The sequence below is a fragment of the Blautia caccae genome (assembly GCF_040095955.1).
Taxonomy (GTDB): Bacteria; Bacillota; Clostridia; order Lachnospirales; family Lachnospiraceae; genus Blautia; species Blautia celeris.
On sequence record NZ_JBBMFP010000042.1, the window covers coordinates 1 to 18,822 of the forward strand.

At 44.8% G+C, this 18,822-nt stretch carries 15 protein-coding genes and 2 tRNA genes; 12 read left to right on the forward strand and 5 right to left on the reverse strand.

Annotated features, from left to right (window positions below; genetic code table 11):
- The 5 genes from WMO65_RS25470 to WMO65_RS25490 all read left to right on the forward strand — a co-directional run.
- Nucleotides 1–221, forward strand: a 221-nt coding sequence (locus WMO65_RS25470) for a transposase domain-containing protein (protein ID WP_349064779.1), incomplete at its 5' end; no start/stop codon positions are given.
- 319 nt (nt 222–540) lie between these two features.
- The gene (locus WMO65_RS25475; RefSeq protein WP_349064781.1) at nt 541–2,448 is read left to right on the forward strand and encodes a GBS Bsp-like repeat-containing protein; all 1,908 of its coding nucleotides are present in this window, start codon (nt 541–543) and stop codon (nt 2,446–2,448) included.
- A gap of 106 nt (nt 2,449–2,554) precedes the next feature.
- Nucleotides 2,555–3,232 (forward strand): helix-turn-helix domain-containing protein, encoded by a 678-nt coding sequence (locus tag WMO65_RS25480; RefSeq protein WP_207708218.1) that lies wholly within the window; start codon nt 2,555–2,557, stop codon nt 3,230–3,232.
- Between the two features lie 161 nt (nt 3,233–3,393).
- Nucleotides 3,394–3,903, forward strand: a complete 510-nt coding sequence (locus tag WMO65_RS25485; RefSeq protein WP_256139433.1) for an IS3 family transposase — start codon at nt 3,394–3,396, stop codon at nt 3,901–3,903.
- Entirely contained in the window at nt 3,900–4,130 is a 231-nt protein-coding gene (locus WMO65_RS25490) for an IS3 family transposase (protein ID WP_243128897.1), read from the forward strand. Before WMO65_RS25485 ends, WMO65_RS25490 begins: the two co-directional genes overlap by 4 nt.
- Before the next feature lie 113 nt (nt 4,131–4,243).
- On the opposite strand, the gene WMO65_RS25495 is transcribed toward WMO65_RS25490, so the two are convergent.
- From WMO65_RS25495 to WMO65_RS25510, 4 genes are all read right to left on the reverse strand, one after another.
- A complete protein-coding gene (locus WMO65_RS25495; RefSeq protein WP_148393999.1) occupies nt 4,244–5,020 on the reverse strand; it encodes a hypothetical protein in 777 nt (258 codons plus the stop codon).
- Nucleotides 5,017–6,072: a DUF6077 domain-containing protein gene (locus tag WMO65_RS25500; protein WP_148394000.1), complete on the reverse strand. Its 1,056-nt coding sequence runs from the start codon at nt 6,070–6,072 to the stop codon at nt 5,017–5,019. Before WMO65_RS25500 ends, WMO65_RS25495 begins: the two co-directional genes overlap by 4 nt.
- Before the next feature lie 169 nt (nt 6,073–6,241).
- Nucleotides 6,242–6,325: transfer RNA gene (locus WMO65_RS25505), tRNA-Leu, on the reverse strand.
- A gap of 148 nt (nt 6,326–6,473) precedes the next feature.
- Nucleotides 6,474–6,557: transfer RNA gene (locus WMO65_RS25510), tRNA-Leu, on the reverse strand.
- A 430-nt stretch (nt 6,558–6,987) separates the two neighbouring features.
- Here WMO65_RS25510 and WMO65_RS25515 point away from each other — a divergent pair.
- The 3 genes from WMO65_RS25515 to WMO65_RS25525 all read left to right on the forward strand — a co-directional run bounded on the left by WMO65_RS25515 (nt 6,988) and on the right by WMO65_RS25525 (nt 12,241).
- Nucleotides 6,988–8,061, forward strand: a complete 1,074-nt coding sequence (locus WMO65_RS25515; protein ID WP_148394001.1) for a carbamoyl phosphate synthase small subunit — start codon at nt 6,988–6,990, stop codon at nt 8,059–8,061.
- Nucleotides 8,061–11,258: a carbamoyl-phosphate synthase large subunit gene (gene carB, locus WMO65_RS25520; RefSeq protein ID WP_033143131.1), complete on the forward strand. Its 3,198-nt coding sequence runs from the start codon at nt 8,061–8,063 to the stop codon at nt 11,256–11,258. The genes WMO65_RS25515 and carB overlap by 1 nt, the downstream gene beginning before the upstream one ends.
- 110 nt (nt 11,259–11,368) lie before the next feature.
- A complete protein-coding gene (locus tag WMO65_RS25525; RefSeq protein ID WP_054352278.1) occupies nt 11,369–12,241 on the forward strand; it encodes an undecaprenyl-diphosphate phosphatase in 873 nt (290 codons plus the stop codon).
- A 111-nt stretch (nt 12,242–12,352) separates the two neighbouring features.
- Here the strand turns inward: WMO65_RS25525 and WMO65_RS25530 are convergent, their stop codons facing one another.
- On the reverse strand, nt 12,353–14,332 hold the full coding sequence (locus tag WMO65_RS25530; protein WP_148394002.1) for an oxidoreductase: 1,980 nt from the start codon (nt 14,330–14,332) through the stop codon (nt 12,353–12,355).
- Nucleotides 14,333–14,517: 185 nt separating this feature from the next.
- On the opposite strand from WMO65_RS25530, the gene WMO65_RS25535 reads away from it, so the two are divergent.
- The 4 genes from WMO65_RS25535 (at nt 14,518) to arcC (ending at nt 18,524) form a co-directional block, all read left to right on the forward strand.
- Entirely contained in the window at nt 14,518–16,059 is a 1,542-nt protein-coding gene (locus tag WMO65_RS25535) for a helix-turn-helix domain-containing protein (protein WP_158587229.1), read from the forward strand.
- Nucleotides 16,060–16,090: 31 nt separating this feature from the next.
- Nucleotides 16,091–16,876 carry a threonine/serine exporter family protein gene (locus tag WMO65_RS25540; RefSeq protein ID WP_033143127.1) on the forward strand — a complete coding sequence of 262 codons (786 nt, stop codon included), beginning with the start codon at nt 16,091–16,093 and terminating at the stop codon, nt 16,874–16,876.
- On the forward strand, nt 16,873–17,349 hold the full coding sequence (locus tag WMO65_RS25545) for a threonine/serine exporter family protein (protein WP_103732099.1): 477 nt from the start codon (nt 16,873–16,875) through the stop codon (nt 17,347–17,349). The genes WMO65_RS25540 and WMO65_RS25545 overlap by 4 nt, the downstream gene beginning before the upstream one ends.
- Nucleotides 17,350–17,594: 245 nt before the next feature.
- Complete coding sequence (gene arcC / locus WMO65_RS25550; RefSeq protein ID WP_148394003.1) at nt 17,595–18,524, forward strand: carbamate kinase; 930 nt, start codon at nt 17,595–17,597, stop codon at nt 18,522–18,524.
- Nucleotides 18,525–18,822: the final 298 nt, after the last annotated feature.

An 18,822-nucleotide genomic window follows, 5' to 3' on the forward strand; every position in this document is an offset into this window, starting at 1 on the left:
CCTCTGAAAGATCCATCCGTACATTTTGTGTTGGAAAGAAAAATTGGATGTTCCATGATTCGGTCAAGGGCGCACAGGCAAGTGCGGTTATTTACAGTTTATCTGAAACAGCAAAGCTCAACAATCTGAGACCGTATTATTATTTTAAACATCTGCTCACAGAACTTCCAAAACTCCGTGATGAGAAAGGAAATGTAGAAAAGCACGCCGCTAAAATCTAGCGGTATTAATTTATCCGTAAGCGTAGGGTTTTACGCTTACTTTTATACGGAAGAGATACAAGTTTCATCTATTCGTCGAACAAAAGCTGGATTGGAAAAAGTCTGATATCTCTTTTGCTGGGGACGGGGTACAGGCGGTTAGAAATTTAGCGGAAGTTTGAAAAGTGATTTTCAAGATATCTCAGAATTTAAATATTAGGTTTATCTAAAGATTCCTTAATAATCGTATTGCAATCTCTTGTCATATTGTGTTATCTTGTATAAAGAAGGATTCATATAAGAAATAGTAAAAAAATATATAAATATTTTGGAGCGAATTATGAACGCAAAAGAAGAAATAAAACAAGATTTGCATGAGAATGTAAGCACAAAGTTCACAGTACACAGGAAAATCATAAAAATCATAAAAATCATAGGAATAGTAATAGGGTATCTGATTGCTTTTCTTTCTCTGTTAATAGCCACCAGTATTTCATGGATGTTTAGAACCTGGACAGGGCTTACTATGAATGAACTGATGTTTCACATTCAATCACCTCTGCAGGGAACCGATAGTGGGATAATTATCAGTTACATATTATCCTGTGTTCTTGTATCCATAGGCATAATTTTACTCGTTGGAATTATTTATAAAATTGTAAAAAAGAAAAAGGGATTTATACTTTTATTTTCTGCAGTGATATCTGTTGCAATCGCTGGTACTTCTATAAATTATATGTGGAGCAGACTGGATATTAAGGCTTATGCAAGTAACAGAAGTACTTATTCTACATTTATTGATGACAACTATATAGACCCTAAATCCGTAGATATAAAGTTTCCGGAGCAAAAAAGAAATTTAATATACATTTATCTGGAGTCCATGGAAAATACCTATGCGGATGAAAAACATGGCGGAGCATTTAAAAAGAATGTAATACCAGAACTTACAGACCTGTCAATAAAAAATGAAAATTTCTCCGGCAGTCAAAAATCATTAAACGGAGGGATATCATTAAATGGTACTGGCTGGACAGTGGCTGCAATGTTTGCACAGAGTACCGGTTTACCCCTTATGATTCCAATAGAAGGTAACTCAATGAATGAGCAGGAAAGTTTTATGCCGGGGTTGACTGCTATAGGCGATATTCTTCAAGAAGAGGGGTATACTCAAAAGTTGCTTTTAGGTTCTGACGCAAATTTCGGAGGAAGAAAATCATTTTATACTCAACATGGAAATTATAATATTTATGATTATTATTATAGTAAGGACAACGGACAAATACCGGGGGATTATCATGTGTTTTGGGGATATGAGGATAAGAAACTCTTTGAATTTGCCAAAGAACATTTGCTGGAAGCCAGTTTTTCAGAGGAACCATTTAATATGACCATTTTAACAGTGGATACTCACTTTGAGGATGGATATATATGCGAGGATTGTCAGGATACTTATGAGAGCGACCAATACGCGAATGTTATAGCTTGTTCAAGTAAACAGGTAGGAGAATTTGTGAAGTGGGTACAAGAACAGGCTTTTTATGAAAATACAACTATTGTTATATCTGGAGATCATCCGACTATGGACAGTGATTTTTGTGAAGATGTGGATAAAAGTTACAACAGAAAAGTCTTTACCACTTACATAAATTCTGCTGTAGAGGTCAAGGGGGATACTTACAGACAGTATTCTACCTTTGATAATTTTCCGACCACACTGGCAAGTCTGGGTGTGGAGATAGAGGGCAACCGATTAGGTTTGGGCACCAATCTATTTTCATCAGAGGCAACCTTGATAGAAAAATACGACAAAAACACAATAGACATTGAGCTGGACAAAAAGTCAAAATTAATGGAAAAGCTTACGGAAGATATTGTAGTACCGGAGCCGAAAGAAGAGCTGACGGCCGAAACAGAAGAGGATTCATCTGAAGAGTCGGAAATCATTCCTGCAGAGATAGAAGTGACACCATATGATTTCAGAACCGGAAAATATGAAGTTATCGTGAAAAATCTGTCAGCAGACACAAATGTTCAGGCTCTGCGCTGCGCGGTATGGGCGGAAGAAGACCAAAGTGATTTGAAATGGTATGAAGCGGAATTACAGGCAGATGGTTCTTATATTACGAAGGTATGGGCAGCAGATTTTGCTTTCAAGGTTTCAGAATATAATATTCATATCTACACATTGGATATGGAAGGGGAACCTCATCTGCTTGCAGAGTCTGCAGGAGAAATAACCAGATAGAAAATTGATATTTTAAAGGGGCTGAAATCCGGTTTGTGATATGCTCCCTTCTAGGTAGACAAGTGAAATAATAAAAGCACTTGATACTTGGAAGGGAGCATTTTCTATGCTTAAAAGGAAAATATCTGCGCATGAAAAAATATTTGCGGTACAGAGATATTTGGATGGATTAGCAAGCCAACGAATGATTGCCCATGAGTTTGGCATAACACAGACTTCCGTGCAACAATGGATCGTTAATTATGAGAGTCTGGGCGAAGATGCATTTTTAATGAGAGACTATAAGAGTTACTCAGCCCAATTAAAAATGAATGCTGTAAAAGACTACCTTTCAGGAGAAGGTTCTCAGACAGATATCTGTAAAAAGTACGGTATTCGTTCAAAAAGTAAGTTACAAAAGTGGATTAAGAAGTATAATGGTCATAAAGAACTAAAATCTTCTGGAACAGGAGGAACCCCTGTCATGACCAAGGGAAGAAACACCACATTTGATGAACGAGTTGAAATTGTCCAATACTGCATTACACATGAACATAAATACGCTGAAACTGCTGAAAAATATCAGATATCTTATCAACAAGCCAGAAACTATGTGGTTAAATACGAAGCCAATGGCATCGATGGCCTTCAGGATAAACGTGGCCGACGTAAATCAGAAGCTGAAATGAGTGAGCTGGAACGGCTGCGTGCGGAGGTTAAACTACTTCGCGCAGAAAAAGAACGTGCACAGATGGAGGCATCTTTCTTAAAAAAACTCGAAGAAATAGAGAGGAGGCGAGACTGAGCCCGGTCCGCAATACAATCATTTATCAGGCAATCAAAGAGGAACATGAGGAACATAACTATTTCATTTTAGCATTATGCCATTTAGGCAAAGTAAGTCGGGCGGCTTATTATAAATGGCTCAATCGTAAAATACCGGAAAACGAAATAGTCAACCAGCGAATTGCTGAAGAAATTGAAAAGATTCATATGGAGAGCCCAGACAAAGGATACCGCCGTATCCGTGATGACCTTGACCATTATCATGATATAAAAGTAAATGATAAACGAGTTTTAAGGATCTGTCGGCAAAAAAACATTAAATCAACCATTAAGTACTGCAATAACGGTTGTACGAGGCAGGCAGCTAATCCACAATACATCGCTGAAAATATATTGAACCGTGAATTTTGGGCAGATGAGCCAAATCAAAAATGGCTTACCGATATAACCGAATTCAAGTACTATGAGGACGGGGTAAAACACAAAGTATATTTGAGCGCTATTCTGGATTTGTATGACCGGCGAATTGTGTCCTACATAGTTGGAGATTCAAATAACAACGGACTTGTATTCAATACTTTTGATGCAGCAATCCTGCGGAACCTGATGCACATCCCCTGTGCCATAGTGACCGGGGATTTCAATATACAAACCGTGCCTTTCATCAGAAGCTGGTTGAGGCTGGAATGACGCAAAGTATGTCCAGAATTGCCAAATGCATAGACAATGGACCAATGGAGGGCTTCTGGGGGATTCTAAAGAGGGAATGCTATTATGGAAGTGTATTCACTGACAAAACATCTATTATCAAGATGATTGAAGAATATATTGAGTATTATAACAACAAACGGTTACAGAGAAACTTGGGTGTCCAAACACCTATGGAAAAACACGAAAAGTATTTGCTGGCAGCGTAAAACTGCCAGCGAGTTAAACCCACTGGCAGAAATTTTTTATTTTTTTAATTGTCTACTTTACGGGGAGCAGTTCAGTTTGTTTTACCGGCAGCCCCTTATTACGTGTCAATATGTCAACTGGCAGTATCATAGTAAATAATATAGTTTCCGGAATCAGCAATAGCTTTAAAGTCACCATCAGAAAGTGTGTTATTGACTGCATCCTCTTTACTGACTACAATGTACTGGCATCCGTTTTGTTTTGCCAGCTGTGCTAATTCTTTCGCTGACTTATCTGTCTGATTCATTATATTAAATAATTTTCGAGCATCACTGGACGGACTGGTTTCTGTTTCAACCCTTCTTCCATAAGGAAGATAAATGTCTGCATTATATTGTCGGACATACGGAAGAAATTCCGTGGGAAAAACAGCGGTTATCGTATTCTTTTCTGCATGCTCTTCTAACATATCACATACTGAAAAGATATCTTCAGGAAGTTTATAGGAATTCACACTTTTGCTAAACACATCTTTGCTATACATAAAATTACCACTGAATATAAGAAGTAGAAGAATCGCTGAAATAAATAAATTTCTATACGCTCTGCTGTTTATTTCAAAAGCGAAAAATGTTACTGCTAAAGCTACGATCATTCCCATGGGCAAAAGCCAGAACATCCTCCAGTATACAGATTTTCCAATACAATAATCCATTATAATCTTAGCCGTGACAGGGAAGATGTAAATGAAACCTATTCCAATCATATAATGGTTTATGAACATTATTTCTGAATGTGTTTTATTTTTGGAAAATAAATATCCTGCACATACAAGAAAAATAAGAAAGTACCAGCAATCACCAGTATAAAGCCAAAGCATATTTTTTGTTATTTCCATAATTTCATTCATGGGCAAAATCTCCCAAACTTCATCAACAAATATATTATCATTAAGAGAATGGCAGGTGAACAACTGATTATACATTTAATCAGCGGTTCAAAGGTTTTATTATAGATACAAAATAAAACAGCAGATAATCCCAACAGGGTAGGAATCAGCATAATCCCCATAGAGGAGACCAGGCTTGCTGATAAAACTAAAAATAATGAGGAGCTTATCTGCCATTTATATTGTGGTTTCGTCTGACATGCTTTTATTAAATAATATAATGCCGCAGGTATCAGAACACCGGCAAGGACGGCTTTACCCTGCCACGAGCGGATTAAAATGAAAGAGGATGAAGAATAAACTGTAAAATACCCCCAAATTTGAAAGGTAGATAAAACCACTAAAAAGATTCCGATCATTCCTTTTTTCTTATTAAATATCAGAGAACCTATTAAATAATATACCAGATATGCAAAACCCGTCATAAGCGGCGCTAAAATAGTATGCGCTATAATGGTAGGATGGATGAAAAACAGTTTGCCTAAAAACGCTGTAAAAATAGGAAAGGGAGACAGTACATATCGTGATGGCATGGCGTTTAGTAGGATACCGGTATCTGCGGCATATTGATACATAGTATCGGTTTTTAAGGTGGTAGCAGCAGTTGCAACGTACATGGCATCGTCGGCATCAATATGCATATAGAAGGCAAGCATAGACATCTGAAATATAACCATTAGAATGGCGGCAATCAGAGGCATATCTAATGCGGAAATAAATTTTCGGACATCCTTTCCAATATATTGTAAGCTGTATCTGGCATATTTAAATATAGAGAAAATAACAGTACCTAATAACACAAAACAATAACAATAAAAAAAGTATGAAAATTTAGCCCTTAATAAAATAAACGGAAGTATGATCACTTCAAAACTTCCAAATAATCTCAGCAGTCCGTTTAAAAGAATCTCTGTCAAAGAAAAACTATCACATTTTTTTCTACCTAATATCCCTAAAAAATATATTGTTACTGTGAAAAATAGAATTAGAAACAATGTCTTAATGTAGTTCATGAATGCCTCCTGAAAATTTATTTGGGGACAGTTTATCTAATTCTTTTATAGTATATAATTTTAAAGTTGAAGTCAAGGTATTCATTATTTTTGCCCGAAAAATTTACAGTTATATAAAAAAATCTCTCTGACGGATTTCCGATAGAGAGACTAAAAAACAAAAAAAGGATGCAGGAGATGGGACTTGAACCCACACGATATTGCTACCACAGGCACCTGAAGCCTGCGCGTCTGCCAATTCCGCCACTCCTGCATCTTCTATTAAGTTGGTGTTCTCTCGAACACAAGTGATATAATACACGATTCAAACAAGAAAGTCAATACCTTTTTTAAGAAAAAATAAAAAATCTGCCGGCAACCGCAGTCACCGCCAGAAAGTATTGTCAAAAACAAAAAAAGGATGCAGGAGATGGGACTTGAACCCACACGATATTGCTACCACAGGCACCTGAAGCCTGCGCGTCTGCCAATTCCGCCACTCCTGCATCTTCTATTAAGTTCGTGCTCTCTCAAGCACAAGACATATATTACACGATTTTACAGGAAATGTCAACACTAATTTTCAAAGTTTTTAAAAAAATTAACGCAATTCTATTTCCCGACATATTCCGAAGGTTTTTCCGCGTTTTCCGGCCTTGTTCTTTCCTTATAAAATGACAAAAACACCCCAGAATAAAATCAGTATATATTCCCATCATAATAAGGAAATGCCAAATACATAAACCGCATTTCTGCTCCGAAATTCCTGTTTATTATTATCCGGTTTTCGGGCTGTCGAATTTTTTAAAATACAACCGCGAAAAAACAAGAAAAAAAGGTTGAAAAACACCAGATGTTGTGATACACTTTTTACAATTTGGGGAAAATTTGGGGAACCATTAACAGTACGCTATAGAAAGGAAGACAGGTGAAAGCATGAAAGCATTTTTAATACTGGAAGACGGCACCGTCTTTACCGGGACCAGCATAGGGTCGAAGAAAGAAATTATCAGCGAAATCGTCTTTAATACCTCGATGACAGGTTATCTTGAAGTTCTTACAGATCCTTCTTACGCCGGACAGGCAGTCTGCATGACATATCCTTTGATTGGTAATTATGGCATTTGCCATGAGGACCAGGAATCTTTAAGACCGTGGCCGGATGGCTACATTGTCAGGGAATTATCCCGTATTCCAAGCAACTTCCGCTGTGAAGACACCATACAGAATTTTCTGAAGAGATATGATATCCCCGGGATCGCAGGGATTGATACAAGGGCCCTTACCAAGATTTTGAGGGAAAAAGGAACTATGAACGGCATGATCACTACCAATGCAGACTATAAACTGGAGGAGGTTCTTCCAAAATTAAAAGCTTATACCACCGGCAGGGTCGTGGAGCGTGTGACATGTGAGGAGAAGAAAGTGCTGAAGGGCAGCGGACCCAAGGTGGCTCTTATGGACTTTGGGGCAAAAGATAATATTGCCCGTTCCCTGAATAAGCGCGGATGCCAGGTTACCATATATCCGGCATTTACAAAAGCAGAGGAGATTCTGGGAGATAATCCTGACGGCATTATGCTCTCCAACGGTCCTGGTGATCCGAAAGAGTGTACGTCTATAATAGAAGAAATCAAAAAGCTTTATGATTCCCAGGTACCGGTTTTCGCGATCTGTCTCGGACATCAGCTCATGGCACTTGCAACGGGCGCGGATACCAGGAAAATGAAATACGGCCACAGAGGCGGAAATCACCCCGTAAAGGACCTGGAAACCGGAAGGGTATATATTTCATCACAGAACCATGGATATATGGTAGATACGGACACTCTGGACCCTCAGGTGGCTGTACCGGCATTTGAAAATGTCAATGACAAAACAAACGAGGGTTTAAAATATATAGGAAAGAATATTTTTACCGTACAGTTCCATCCGGAGGCTTGTCCGGGACCACAGGATTCCGGATACCTGTTTGACAGATTTATGAAAATGATGGAGGTGAGCGAATAATGCCGAAGATTCAGGATATTAAAAAAGTGCTTGTGATTGGTTCAGGCCCGATCATCATCGGTCAGGCAGCAGAGTTTGACTATGCGGGAACGCAGGCCTGCCGCTCCCTGAAGGAAGAGGGAATTGAGGTCGTTCTTCTGAACTCCAATCCCGCTACCATTATGACAGATAAAGATATCGCGGATAAGGTATATATTGAGCCTCTGACCGTGGAAGTGGTAGAGCAGCTTATCATCAAGGAAAAACCGGACAGCGTACTGCCCACTCTGGGTGGACAGGCCGGACTGAATCTGGCTATGGAGCTGGAAGAGAGAGGCTTTTTAAAAGAACAGAATGTGCGCCTGATCGGTACCACCTCTGAGACAATCAAGAAGGCGGAGGATCGTCAGGAATTTAAGGATACCATGGAGAAGATCGGTGAGCCGGTGGCAGCTTCCCTGGTTGTAAAAACCGTGAAAGATGGTATTGATTTTACAAATAAGATCGGCTACCCGGTCGTTCTGCGCCCGGCATACACTCTGGGCGGCAGCGGCGGCGGTATTGCCTATGATGAGGCGCAGCTTGTGGAAATCCTGGAAAACGGCCTTCGTCTCTCCCGTGTGGGTGAGGTGCTGGTGGAGCGCTGTATCGCAGGATGGAAAGAGATTGAGTATGAGGTTATGCGCGACGGTGCAGGCAACTGCATTACCGTATGTAATATGGAAAATATTGACCCGGTCGGCGTGCATACAGGTGACAGTATCGTTGTGGCACCTTCCCAGACGCTGGGCGACAAGGAATACCAGATGCTGCGTACCTCTGCTTTAAATATCATCACAGAGCTGGGAATCACCGGCGGCTGTAACGTGCAGTACGCTCTGAATCCTGACAGCTTTGAATACTGCGTCATTGAGGTAAATCCCCGTGTATCACGCTCCTCTGCACTGGCTTCCAAGGCTACCGGATATCCCATTGCCAAGGTTGCGGCCAAGATTGCCCTGGGTTATACACTGGATGAGATCCCGAACGCCATCACAGGCAAGACTTATGCCAGCTTTGAGCCTATGCTGGACTACTGTGTTGTGAAGATCCCGCGTCTGCCCTTTGATAAATTCATCAGCGCAAAGAGAACCCTGACGACACAGATGAAGGCAACCGGTGAGGTTATGAGTATCTGCAATAACTTTGAAGGTGCTCTTATGAAGGCCATTCGGTCTCTGGAACAGCATGTGGACAGCCTTATGTCTTATGACTTTACCGGGCTTACCGAGGAGGAACTGACAGAAGAGCTGAAGATCGTGGACGATATGAGGATCTGGAGGATCGCTGAGGCTGTCCGCAGAGGGATTTCCTATGAAACGATCCATGCAGTCACGAAGATTGATCTGTGGTTCATTGACAAGCTGGCAATCCTTGTGGAGATGGAACAGGCGCTGGCTTCAAAGGAACTTACGGAAGAATTGCTCCGTGAGGCAAAGCGGATTGAATTCCCGGACAATGTGATCGCGCGCCTGACCGGTAAAAGGGAAGAGGACATCAGAGAGCTGCGCCGGGAGTGGGGCATCACTGCCGCTTATAAAATGGTAGATACCTGCGCGGCTGAGTTTGCAGCTGCCACACCGTATTATTATTCTGTTTACGGTGGGGAAAATGAGGCGGATGGGAAGTCCGATAAGAAAAAAGTTCTCGTTCTGGGTTCCGGTCCTATCCGTATCGGCCAGGGAATTGAGTTTGACTTCTGTTCCGTGCACTGTACCTGGGCATTCAAAAAAGAGGGCTATGAGACGATCATTATCAACAACAATCCGGAGACTGTAAGTACGGACTTTGACATTGCAGATAAGCTGTATTTTGAACCGCTGACTCCGGAGGATGTGGAGAATGTGGTAAATATAGAAAAACCGGACGGCGCTGTCGTGCAGTTTGGCGGACAGACGGCTATCAAGCTCACAGAAGCCCTGATGAAGATGGGTGTGAAAATTCTGGGAACATCTGCGGAGGATGTGGATGCTGCGGAGGACCGGGAACTTTTCGATAAGATTCTGGAGGAATGTCATATTCCGAGACCTCAGGGGCATACAGTATATACGGCAGACGAGGCGATCCGTGTGGCAAATACACTGGGATATCCTGTGCTTGTCCGTCCTTCCTATGTGCTTGGCGGACAGGGCATGCAGATTGCCATAAACGATGAGGACGTGGACCAGTATATCGGCATCATCAACAGAATTGCCCAGGAACATCCGATCCTGGTAGATAAATATCTGCAGGGCAAGGAGATCGAGGTGGATGCCATCTGTGACGGTGAGGACATTCTGATCCCCGGTATTATGGAACATATTGAGCGTGCGGGTATTCACTCCGGCGACAGTATTTCCGTATATCCCGCGCGTACCATCAGCGATACAGCAAAGAAAACCATTGAAGAGTATACCAGGAGACTGGCAAAATCCCTGCATGTTATCGGTATGATCAATATACAGTTTATCGTGTGCGGCGAGGATGTGTATGTGATCGAGGTAAATCCCCGTTCCAGCCGTACGGTACCGTATATCAGCAAGGTGACTGGCATTCCTATCGTACCGTTGGCAGCCAAGATGATCCTGGGATATAAGTTAAGAGAACTGGGATATGAGCCGGGCCTGCAGCCTGAGGCAAAGCATATTGCCATCAAGATGCCGGTGTTCTCCTTTGAAAAAATCCGTGGGGCTGACATCAGCCTGGGACCGGAGATGAAATCCACAGGTGAGTGCCTGGGCATTGCAGAGTCTTTCAATGAGGCACTCTACAAGGCATTTTTAGGGGCAGGCATCAATCTGCCGAAGTACAAAAATATGATCATTACCGTGAGGGATGAGGATAAGCAGGATATCGTACCGATCGCCCGGCGTTTTGAGGCACTGGGATACCGCATTTATGCAACCAGAAGCACTGCCAGAGTCTTGAATGAGAACGGTGTGAAGGCTGTCCGCACAAATAAGATTGAGCAGGCATCCCCTAATCTGATGGACCTGATCCTCGGACATAAGATCGATCTGGTGATCGATACACCGTCTCAGGGCGTGGAAAAGGCAAAGGATGGGTTTATTATCCGCCGGAATGCCATTGAGACAGGTGTCAATGTGCTGACTGCCTTAGATACGGCTGAGGCGCTTGTGACCAGTCTGGAGAATACAGATATCCAGAAGCTGGAGCTGATCGATATCGCAGCAATATAATACTGTGACATAATGAGAGACAACCGCCGTATGATATTTTGCGGCGGTTTCTTGAGTATTTTGTCAGGTCTGCGCATGACTGTGCAGTTTCTTACATAAGGGAGGGTGTAATGGATTTTATTGAATTACTGAAGGTTATTTTTCTTGGGATTGTGGAGGGCATCACGGAATGGCTTCCCATCAGCAGCACAGGCCACCTGATACTGGTGGAGGAATTTGTAAAGCTGGATGTGAGTAAACAATTCTGGGAAATGTTCATGGTGGTGATCCAGCTTGGCGCCATCATGGCAGTGGTGGTGCTGTATTTTAAAGATCTCTGGCCATTCCACAACAGAAGACCAAAACATCATAATGTGACAAAGATAGAGAAAGCAGCCGGTTTTATCTGCCGTTTTGTCCAGATAGATAAAATGATCATGTGGTTTAAGATCGTTGTGTCCTGTCTGCCCGCTATCATCGTGGCGCTTCCTTTTAATGATTTTATTGAGGAGAAGTTCAATAATTATTTTGTGGTGGCTGTCATGCTGATCGTGTATGGTGTGCTGTTTATTCTCATTGAGGACTACAACAAGAAAAGAGAGCCGGCGGTAAACTCCATTGCTGAGATATCCTGGAAGATGGCTCTTCTCATCGGTGTATTCCAGCTTCTGGCCGTGATCCCGGGGACTTCCCGTTCGGGAGCTACCATTATTGGCGGAATCCTACTGGGGGCTTCCAGAACCGTGGCGGCGGAGTATACATTTTTCCTGGCAATACCCACCATGTTTGGCGCAAGTCTCTTGAAGCTGGTCAAATTCGGCCTGCATTTTACCGGGGCGGAGCTCATGATACTGGTTGTGGGAATGGTGGTTTCCTTTGTGGTTTCCATTCTGGCAATTAAATTTCTTATGGGATATATCAAGAAGCACGATTTCAAGGTGTTCGGCTGGTACCGGATTGTACTGGGCGTTATTGTGCTCCTCTATTTTACGATTGCCGGTTAAGGGGCAGTCTGAAGACGTGTTAAAAGGGCATTGCAGCTGCAATGCCCTTTTGTTGTCTGTAAAATAGGGGTAAGCTATTTTACAGACAATAGAGAAATGGGAAACAATATGTCAGTAATCCCTGCCTATATTTCTGGCTGTCATATAGGCAGTAGATGTAGCTGCCGTGATATTCTGCGGGGTAACACAGTCCCCCAGCATGTAAAATTCAGGTGCGCAGCAGGCAAGAGCTGTGGTCTCCTCCCTCAGCGGCTTCTGACCGGCTGCATAGACAACCTGGTCTGCCTCGTAAAAGCTGTCGCCCTCCGGTGTCCGGCAGGCAACCCCTTCGTCTGTGATCTGTACAGCCTGGGTGTGAAAGAAAATCTTAAGGCCGCGCTTTTTGATTTCTGTATGCAGCCCGAGCATGTGGAGAAAATTGCCTCCGTCGCTCATGTGGTCTGTCATCTCCAGGATCGTGACCTGTTTTCCATAGCGTATGAGATGCAGTCCAAGTTCAATTCCTACCAGGCCGGCTCCCAAAATGACCACTTTGGGACCCAGCTTGTCTGCCAGAGGATAAGCCTCCTGGGCAGACAACACGTTGTTACTGTCTATACCTGGTACCTGCGGCCGGGCTGCTTTTGCACCCAGGGCTGCGATGATGACGTCTGCGTTTAAGTCCTCCGCATATTCTGGCGTCACTTTCGTCTGCAGGCGAAGTTCTATATTTTTATCTTCCTCAACACATTTCGCCTGCTGGTTTAAATAGTAATCCAGGTTTTTCTTAAAGGCGACGTTTTCTTCACAGCGAAGTACACCGCCCAGCCGCTCATTTTTTTCGCAGAGAATGACTTTATGTCCCATTTTGGAACAGGTAAGGGCTGCCTGCATGCCGCCCACGCCTCCGCCCACTACCAGAACTTTTTTCTTTACCTGCGCACAGACAGGCGCATGGCGCAGTTCCAGTTCACGGCCGGATTCCGGGTTGATGGCACAGTAGGGTTCCCCGTTGGTCAGTTCGCTGGAAAAGCAGGAGAGACAGCGCATGCATTTTCTTGCCTTGTCCTCATGCCCGGTACGGATCTTATTGGGAAAATCCGGGTCCGCCAGCAATTCTCTGCCCAGTTCCACAATATCGGCTTTTCCCGAAGCAAGGATGTCTTCCATAAGCTCAGGGTCTGAGAGCGCGCCGATGGTGGCTACCGGAGTGTTTACGTGTTTTTTGATCTCTGCGGCCAGATGCACATTGCATCCATCCTCCAGAAACATACTGGGATGGGTGACAGCGAAGACTTCCTCCACCTCATGATTGCCGGCGGAGACATGGATCAGATCCGCATGTCCGTCAAGCTGTCTGGCAATGGCAATGCCGTTTTCTATGTCATAGCCTCCATCATAGCATTCAGAGCCGCTTATGCGGACTTCCACGGGGAAACCGGCCCCGCAGGCTTTGTGAATACCGTCTACGATGGAGAGCAGCAGTCTGCTTCTGTTTTCAATGTCCGGTCCGCCCCATTTGTCCGTTCTGGTGTTGGTGATGGGGGACAGGAACTGGTGCAGCATCCATCCGTGTCCGGCATGTACCAGAACCATGCCGAAGCCGCATTTCTTTGCGAGAAGAGCAGCGTCTATGTATTTTTGGATGGTGCGTTCAATGATTTCCTCTGTCATAGGGCGGATCTTTCTGCCCGCACATTCACACTCCACCGGGCCGTAGGCTATGCCTTTGGCCTCCGCACCGAAAAAGGACAGGTCACGGTTGGCGAACATGCCGGTATGCTGCAGTTCTAAAGTGGCTACGGCGCCGTACTGGCTGATGCCGTAGGCAATCCTGGAGATGCCCCGGTCTATATTGGGAGTGTCGAGAGCAATGTGTGTTGCCCCGCCTCGTCCAAGCTCCCCGTCTACAATTCCCTCGAAGGTGGCAACGCTGGCAGCGCCTCCCATGGCTTTTCTGCCATAGTAGGCTGCAGCGCCGTCGTTTAAATAGCCATCGCCATTCAGATTCTGGTAACCGGTCGGGGAGGCGAAGATTCGGTTACGGAAAAGAACGTTGCCGAGCTGAATGGGGGCAAACAGATGAGGGTATTTAAAATCTGATTTTTTCATTAAGGATATACTCCTTTCACATGGCTCCCGCCAGCGCGAAGCCTGGGAGGCTGGCAGGAGAGAGTTAGGATGCTCTGTCTTAATAGTATCCCGGAATCCGTAAAGTGTAAATCCATGAATCTGATTGCTTTTTTTGTCGGATGGTGTACAATGTGTATGATGGGTTGAAAAAAGGAGAAGTATATATGAGACTGAACAGTATTATGATATATTACCAGTTGTCCAAACGGTTTAAAATAAATCATGCACAATATTCACAACAATATTCTGTGGGACGCCCTGTCTTTTATGAGCCTTCTGTCTATACGGAGGGGAGGGCTGTCATTGTGGATGCGGAGAATGCTCTACATTGTGTCAGGCATTTGACAGGCTGCGTCCTTCTCTTGGCAGGTTATCCTAACGGGAGCTTTGACTGTGGGGGGAACGACGCAGTCTTTCTGGATGCAGGGATATCGGAGCGGACTTTGTTCAATGCGCTGACAGAGATATTTGATACCTTTGATACCTGGGACGAAAAGCTCAGCAGGATAGTAGGCGGAAATGTGGGATATCAGGAGATCCTGGACAGCTGCCGGAGTGTGCTTCCGGAACCGGCTGCACTTATGGACGGGGATTTTAAATATATCGCATACACAAGCGATGAGGGTATGCGCCGCAAATTCGTGGATGATATGAACCAGCTTCCCCTGGATGATGTCAATGATCTGACCAGCATGCCGGGGTTCAAGGAACTGGAGGAGAGAAAAGAGGCTTTTGTCTATACGGCAGGCGAAGTGGTGATCTATAAAAATATATATCATGAGGGTGCTTATGTGGGCCGCCTGTCCCTTCTGATCGAGGAGGGCCAGAGTGAGGAAAAGACAGAATATGAGAAGGCGGTTTTTAACCACCTTGCCGGTTATGTGGAACAGCTCTATGATCAGTGCGGAGGGTTTGAACTTGGGTCTCCGCGACTGGCTGACCTGCATCACATGATGAAAAAATGTCTGGAGACAGACGGGGCGGACGAGGGCGAGCTTCTGCGCCTTTTGTGGGCCAACAAAAATCTGCCGGGAGACGTTTACTATATGCTCACCATCCGTGAGAATATCCTTCAAAGAGGAAAGGCATATAATATGAGGTATCTCTGTTCACAGATGGAACGGATGTGGCCCGGGGCATACTGTGTGACGCATAACGGGGACATTGCCATGCTGTTTAACCGGAATATGTTTTCAAAATCCACGGATCTGGAATTTCACAAGGAAATGGTGTATTTTCTCAGGGAGAGTGTGCTGGCAGCCGGCTGCAGCCGGGAGTTCACGGATATTTCCTGCATGCGCAGCGCTTACCGGCAGGCAGAGTTTGCCATGGAGATGGGCCTTAGAAAAAATTTTACCTATTGTTATCATAAATTTGATGATTATGCCCTGGATTTTCTGTTAAAATACGGTGTGGGAAATTTTCTGCCGGAACAGCTCTGCAGCAGGGAGCTGCTGTCCTTGTACCGGTATGACAGGGAAAATGAAACTTCCTATTATAAAACACTTTTAACTTATGCGCGTCTGCAGTATAATGCAGTGGCATCCGCCAAGGCGCTGTACATACACCGAAGCTCCTTTATAAACAGGATGGAGCGGATACGGGAACTGATACATCTGAACCTGGAGGATCCGGAGGAGAGGCTGTATCTGCTGTTATCCTTCCGGATCATGGAGGAATACGGTTCCAAAAGCGGGGAAAAATGAGAAGAAGAGGAAATAGAGATGGAGTGCATTTATGGAGAGCAGAGATAAACAGATCCTGGATTTGGCTATGGAGGCCGGCAAGACCCTGCTGGATGCCGGGGCGGAAATCTTCCGGGCGGAGGAGACCATACAGAGAATCGCCAAAGCATATGGAATAGAAAAATGCAGTGCCTTTGTGATGAGCACCGGGATATTTCTGACTGCGGAGAGCAAAGGGGAGGACATTTATGCCCAGGTCAGGCATATTCCCATCAATTCTGCCAGACTTAACCGGGTGGCAGCCGTGAACCAGCTCTCCAGGGAGATCGTGGAGGGCAGATATACCGTGGAGGAGGCCTGGGAGCGTCTGGAAGCCATTAAGCAGATGCCGGGTAAAAAGAATATTACAAGGATTCTGGCATCAGGCGTAGGCTCTGCCAGCTTCTGCTATGTGCTGGGCGGCGGCATCTGGGATGCAGCGGCAGCCTTTTTGTCAGGTTTTTTACTGTACGTGCTTCTGGTTGCGCTGGAAAAAAGAGAGAAGAAGACATCAAAAATCGTACTGAACTTACTGGGAGGATTCTGGGCTTCCTTTCTGGCTGTGGTCTTTTACCGTCTGGGAATCGGAGAAAATTACGGGAGCATCCTTGTGGGTTCCATCATGCCCCTGGTACCGGGTGTCTCTTTTGTGAACTCCATCCGGGATTTTGCGGACGGTGATTATATCGGAGGCGGTGTCCGGATGCTGGATACCCTGCTGGTGGCTCTGGGCATTGCTCTTGGGGTGGGCCTTATGTACATGCTCTATTACAAAGTGACAGGAGGGGTACTTTTATGATCATGATACAAGGTGCTGCGCAGTTCGTGGCTGCGTTTTTGGGTACTGTGGCTTTTTCCGTGCTGTTTTCCGTCCCGAAGGAACATTATCCCCTGTGCGGGACCATAGGCGGATTGGGATGGCTGATCTGCTGGATCTGTACCAATCCTTTCCATATGAGTGCCGTGACGGGAAGCTTTATCGCCACAGTCTTTATTGTGACAGCTTCACGCATCGGAAGCACTGTGAGAAAATGCCCGGTCACACTGTTTCTCATTGCCGGTATATTTCCACTTGTACCGGGAATCGGCATCTACAGAACGGTCTACTATACATTGATGCAGGAGAGTGCCCAGAGCCTGTACTACGGGAGACAGACCATCGGAATCGCTTTGGCCATGGTGCTTGGAATCGTGTTTGTATTTGAGATACCTCAGAAAACCATCAACCGGGTCAACCGGATATTCAAGGGAAAAAACAGGAGGAAAAACTGATTATTTCCAGTTTCATTTAAAATTTCTTTAGAGTTTTTCGTTTTATTTTAGAAAATCGTCATAGTTTCATCACATTTTTTCCCTATAATAGGTCTTGGATAGTTGATAAACCACTCACTATCTCCCCCCTCAAGTTGAAAAGGCCCGATACGCGAGTATCGGGTTTTTTCTTTTCCACGGTTGCTTTTTTTCGGCGCCCTGTTATAATAATATCATCACACCAGTTTGAAAAGGGGTACTTTAATATGACAAAAAAAAGAGTAGTAGTGGCATTGGGACACAGAGCATTAGGTACCACATTGCCAGAACAGAAAAATGCAACGAAAAGAACAGCAAAAATAATCGCCGACCTGGTGGAAGCTGGAGCAGAGGTGATCATCACCCACAGCAACGCTCCCCAGGTGGGGATGATCCATACAGCAATGAACGAATTCGGAAAGGTACATCCTGACTACACCGCAGTGCCCATGTCTGTCTGCGCGGCAATGAGCCAGGGATACATCGGCTATGACGTACAGAACGCCATCCGTGCAGAGCTTTTAAGACGCGGCATCTACAAACCGGTGAGCACAGTCCTCACCCAGGTCACAGTAGACCCCTACGATGACGCCTTCCACGAACCGGTAAAAGTGATCGGAAGGACCCTGACCGAGGAGGAAGCGGAAGCGGAGGAGAAAAAAGGAAACTACGTGACAAAGACCGGCAGCGGCTACCGCAGAATCGTAGCAGCACCGAAGCCTCAGGACATTGTGGAAATTGATGCCATCCGTGCCCTGGCGGATGCGGGCCAGATCGTCATTGCCTGCGGCGGCGGCGGAATCCCCGTCCTGGAACAGGGTGAAGAGCTTCACGGAGCCAGTGCGGTCATCGAAAAAGACCTGATCAGCGGCAAGCTTGCAGAGATGCTGGACGCAGATGAGCTTCTCATCCTCACAAGCGTAGAGAAAGTGTCCTTAAACTACAAATCCGACACCGAGCAGTATCTGGACCACATCACCACCGCCCAGGCCAGACAATACATGTCAGAGGACCAGTTCGAGCCCTCCACCATGCTCCCCAAAATAGAAGCCTCCGTAAACTTCGTCGAAAAGAAAAAAGGCCGCCGTGCAGTCATCACCTCCATAGAAAAAGCCAAGCCCGCCTACCTGGGCAAAACCGGCACCATCATAGAATAAGCAACGATGTGGTGAACCAAATACCAAAGTTATGACCGAGTCCTCATAAGACCCATACTATAATACAAAAGAACTAAAGCCCAATCCCTGAACCGCCGCCCCCAATTTACCGGTTGCCTTTCAGAATCTCCAGCTTTAGTTCTTTTTTATTTCTTTTCATCTTTTTACCACCGCTGCGAAGAAAGTTGTTCCTATGTTCCGCCTGAGAAAACCAGGGATGAGGGGAGGGGCGGCGTGTATGTTTGTGGCAGCGAGGTTAAGTGGAAGGTTCTGCAACGTCGAGCGGCCACAAACATAC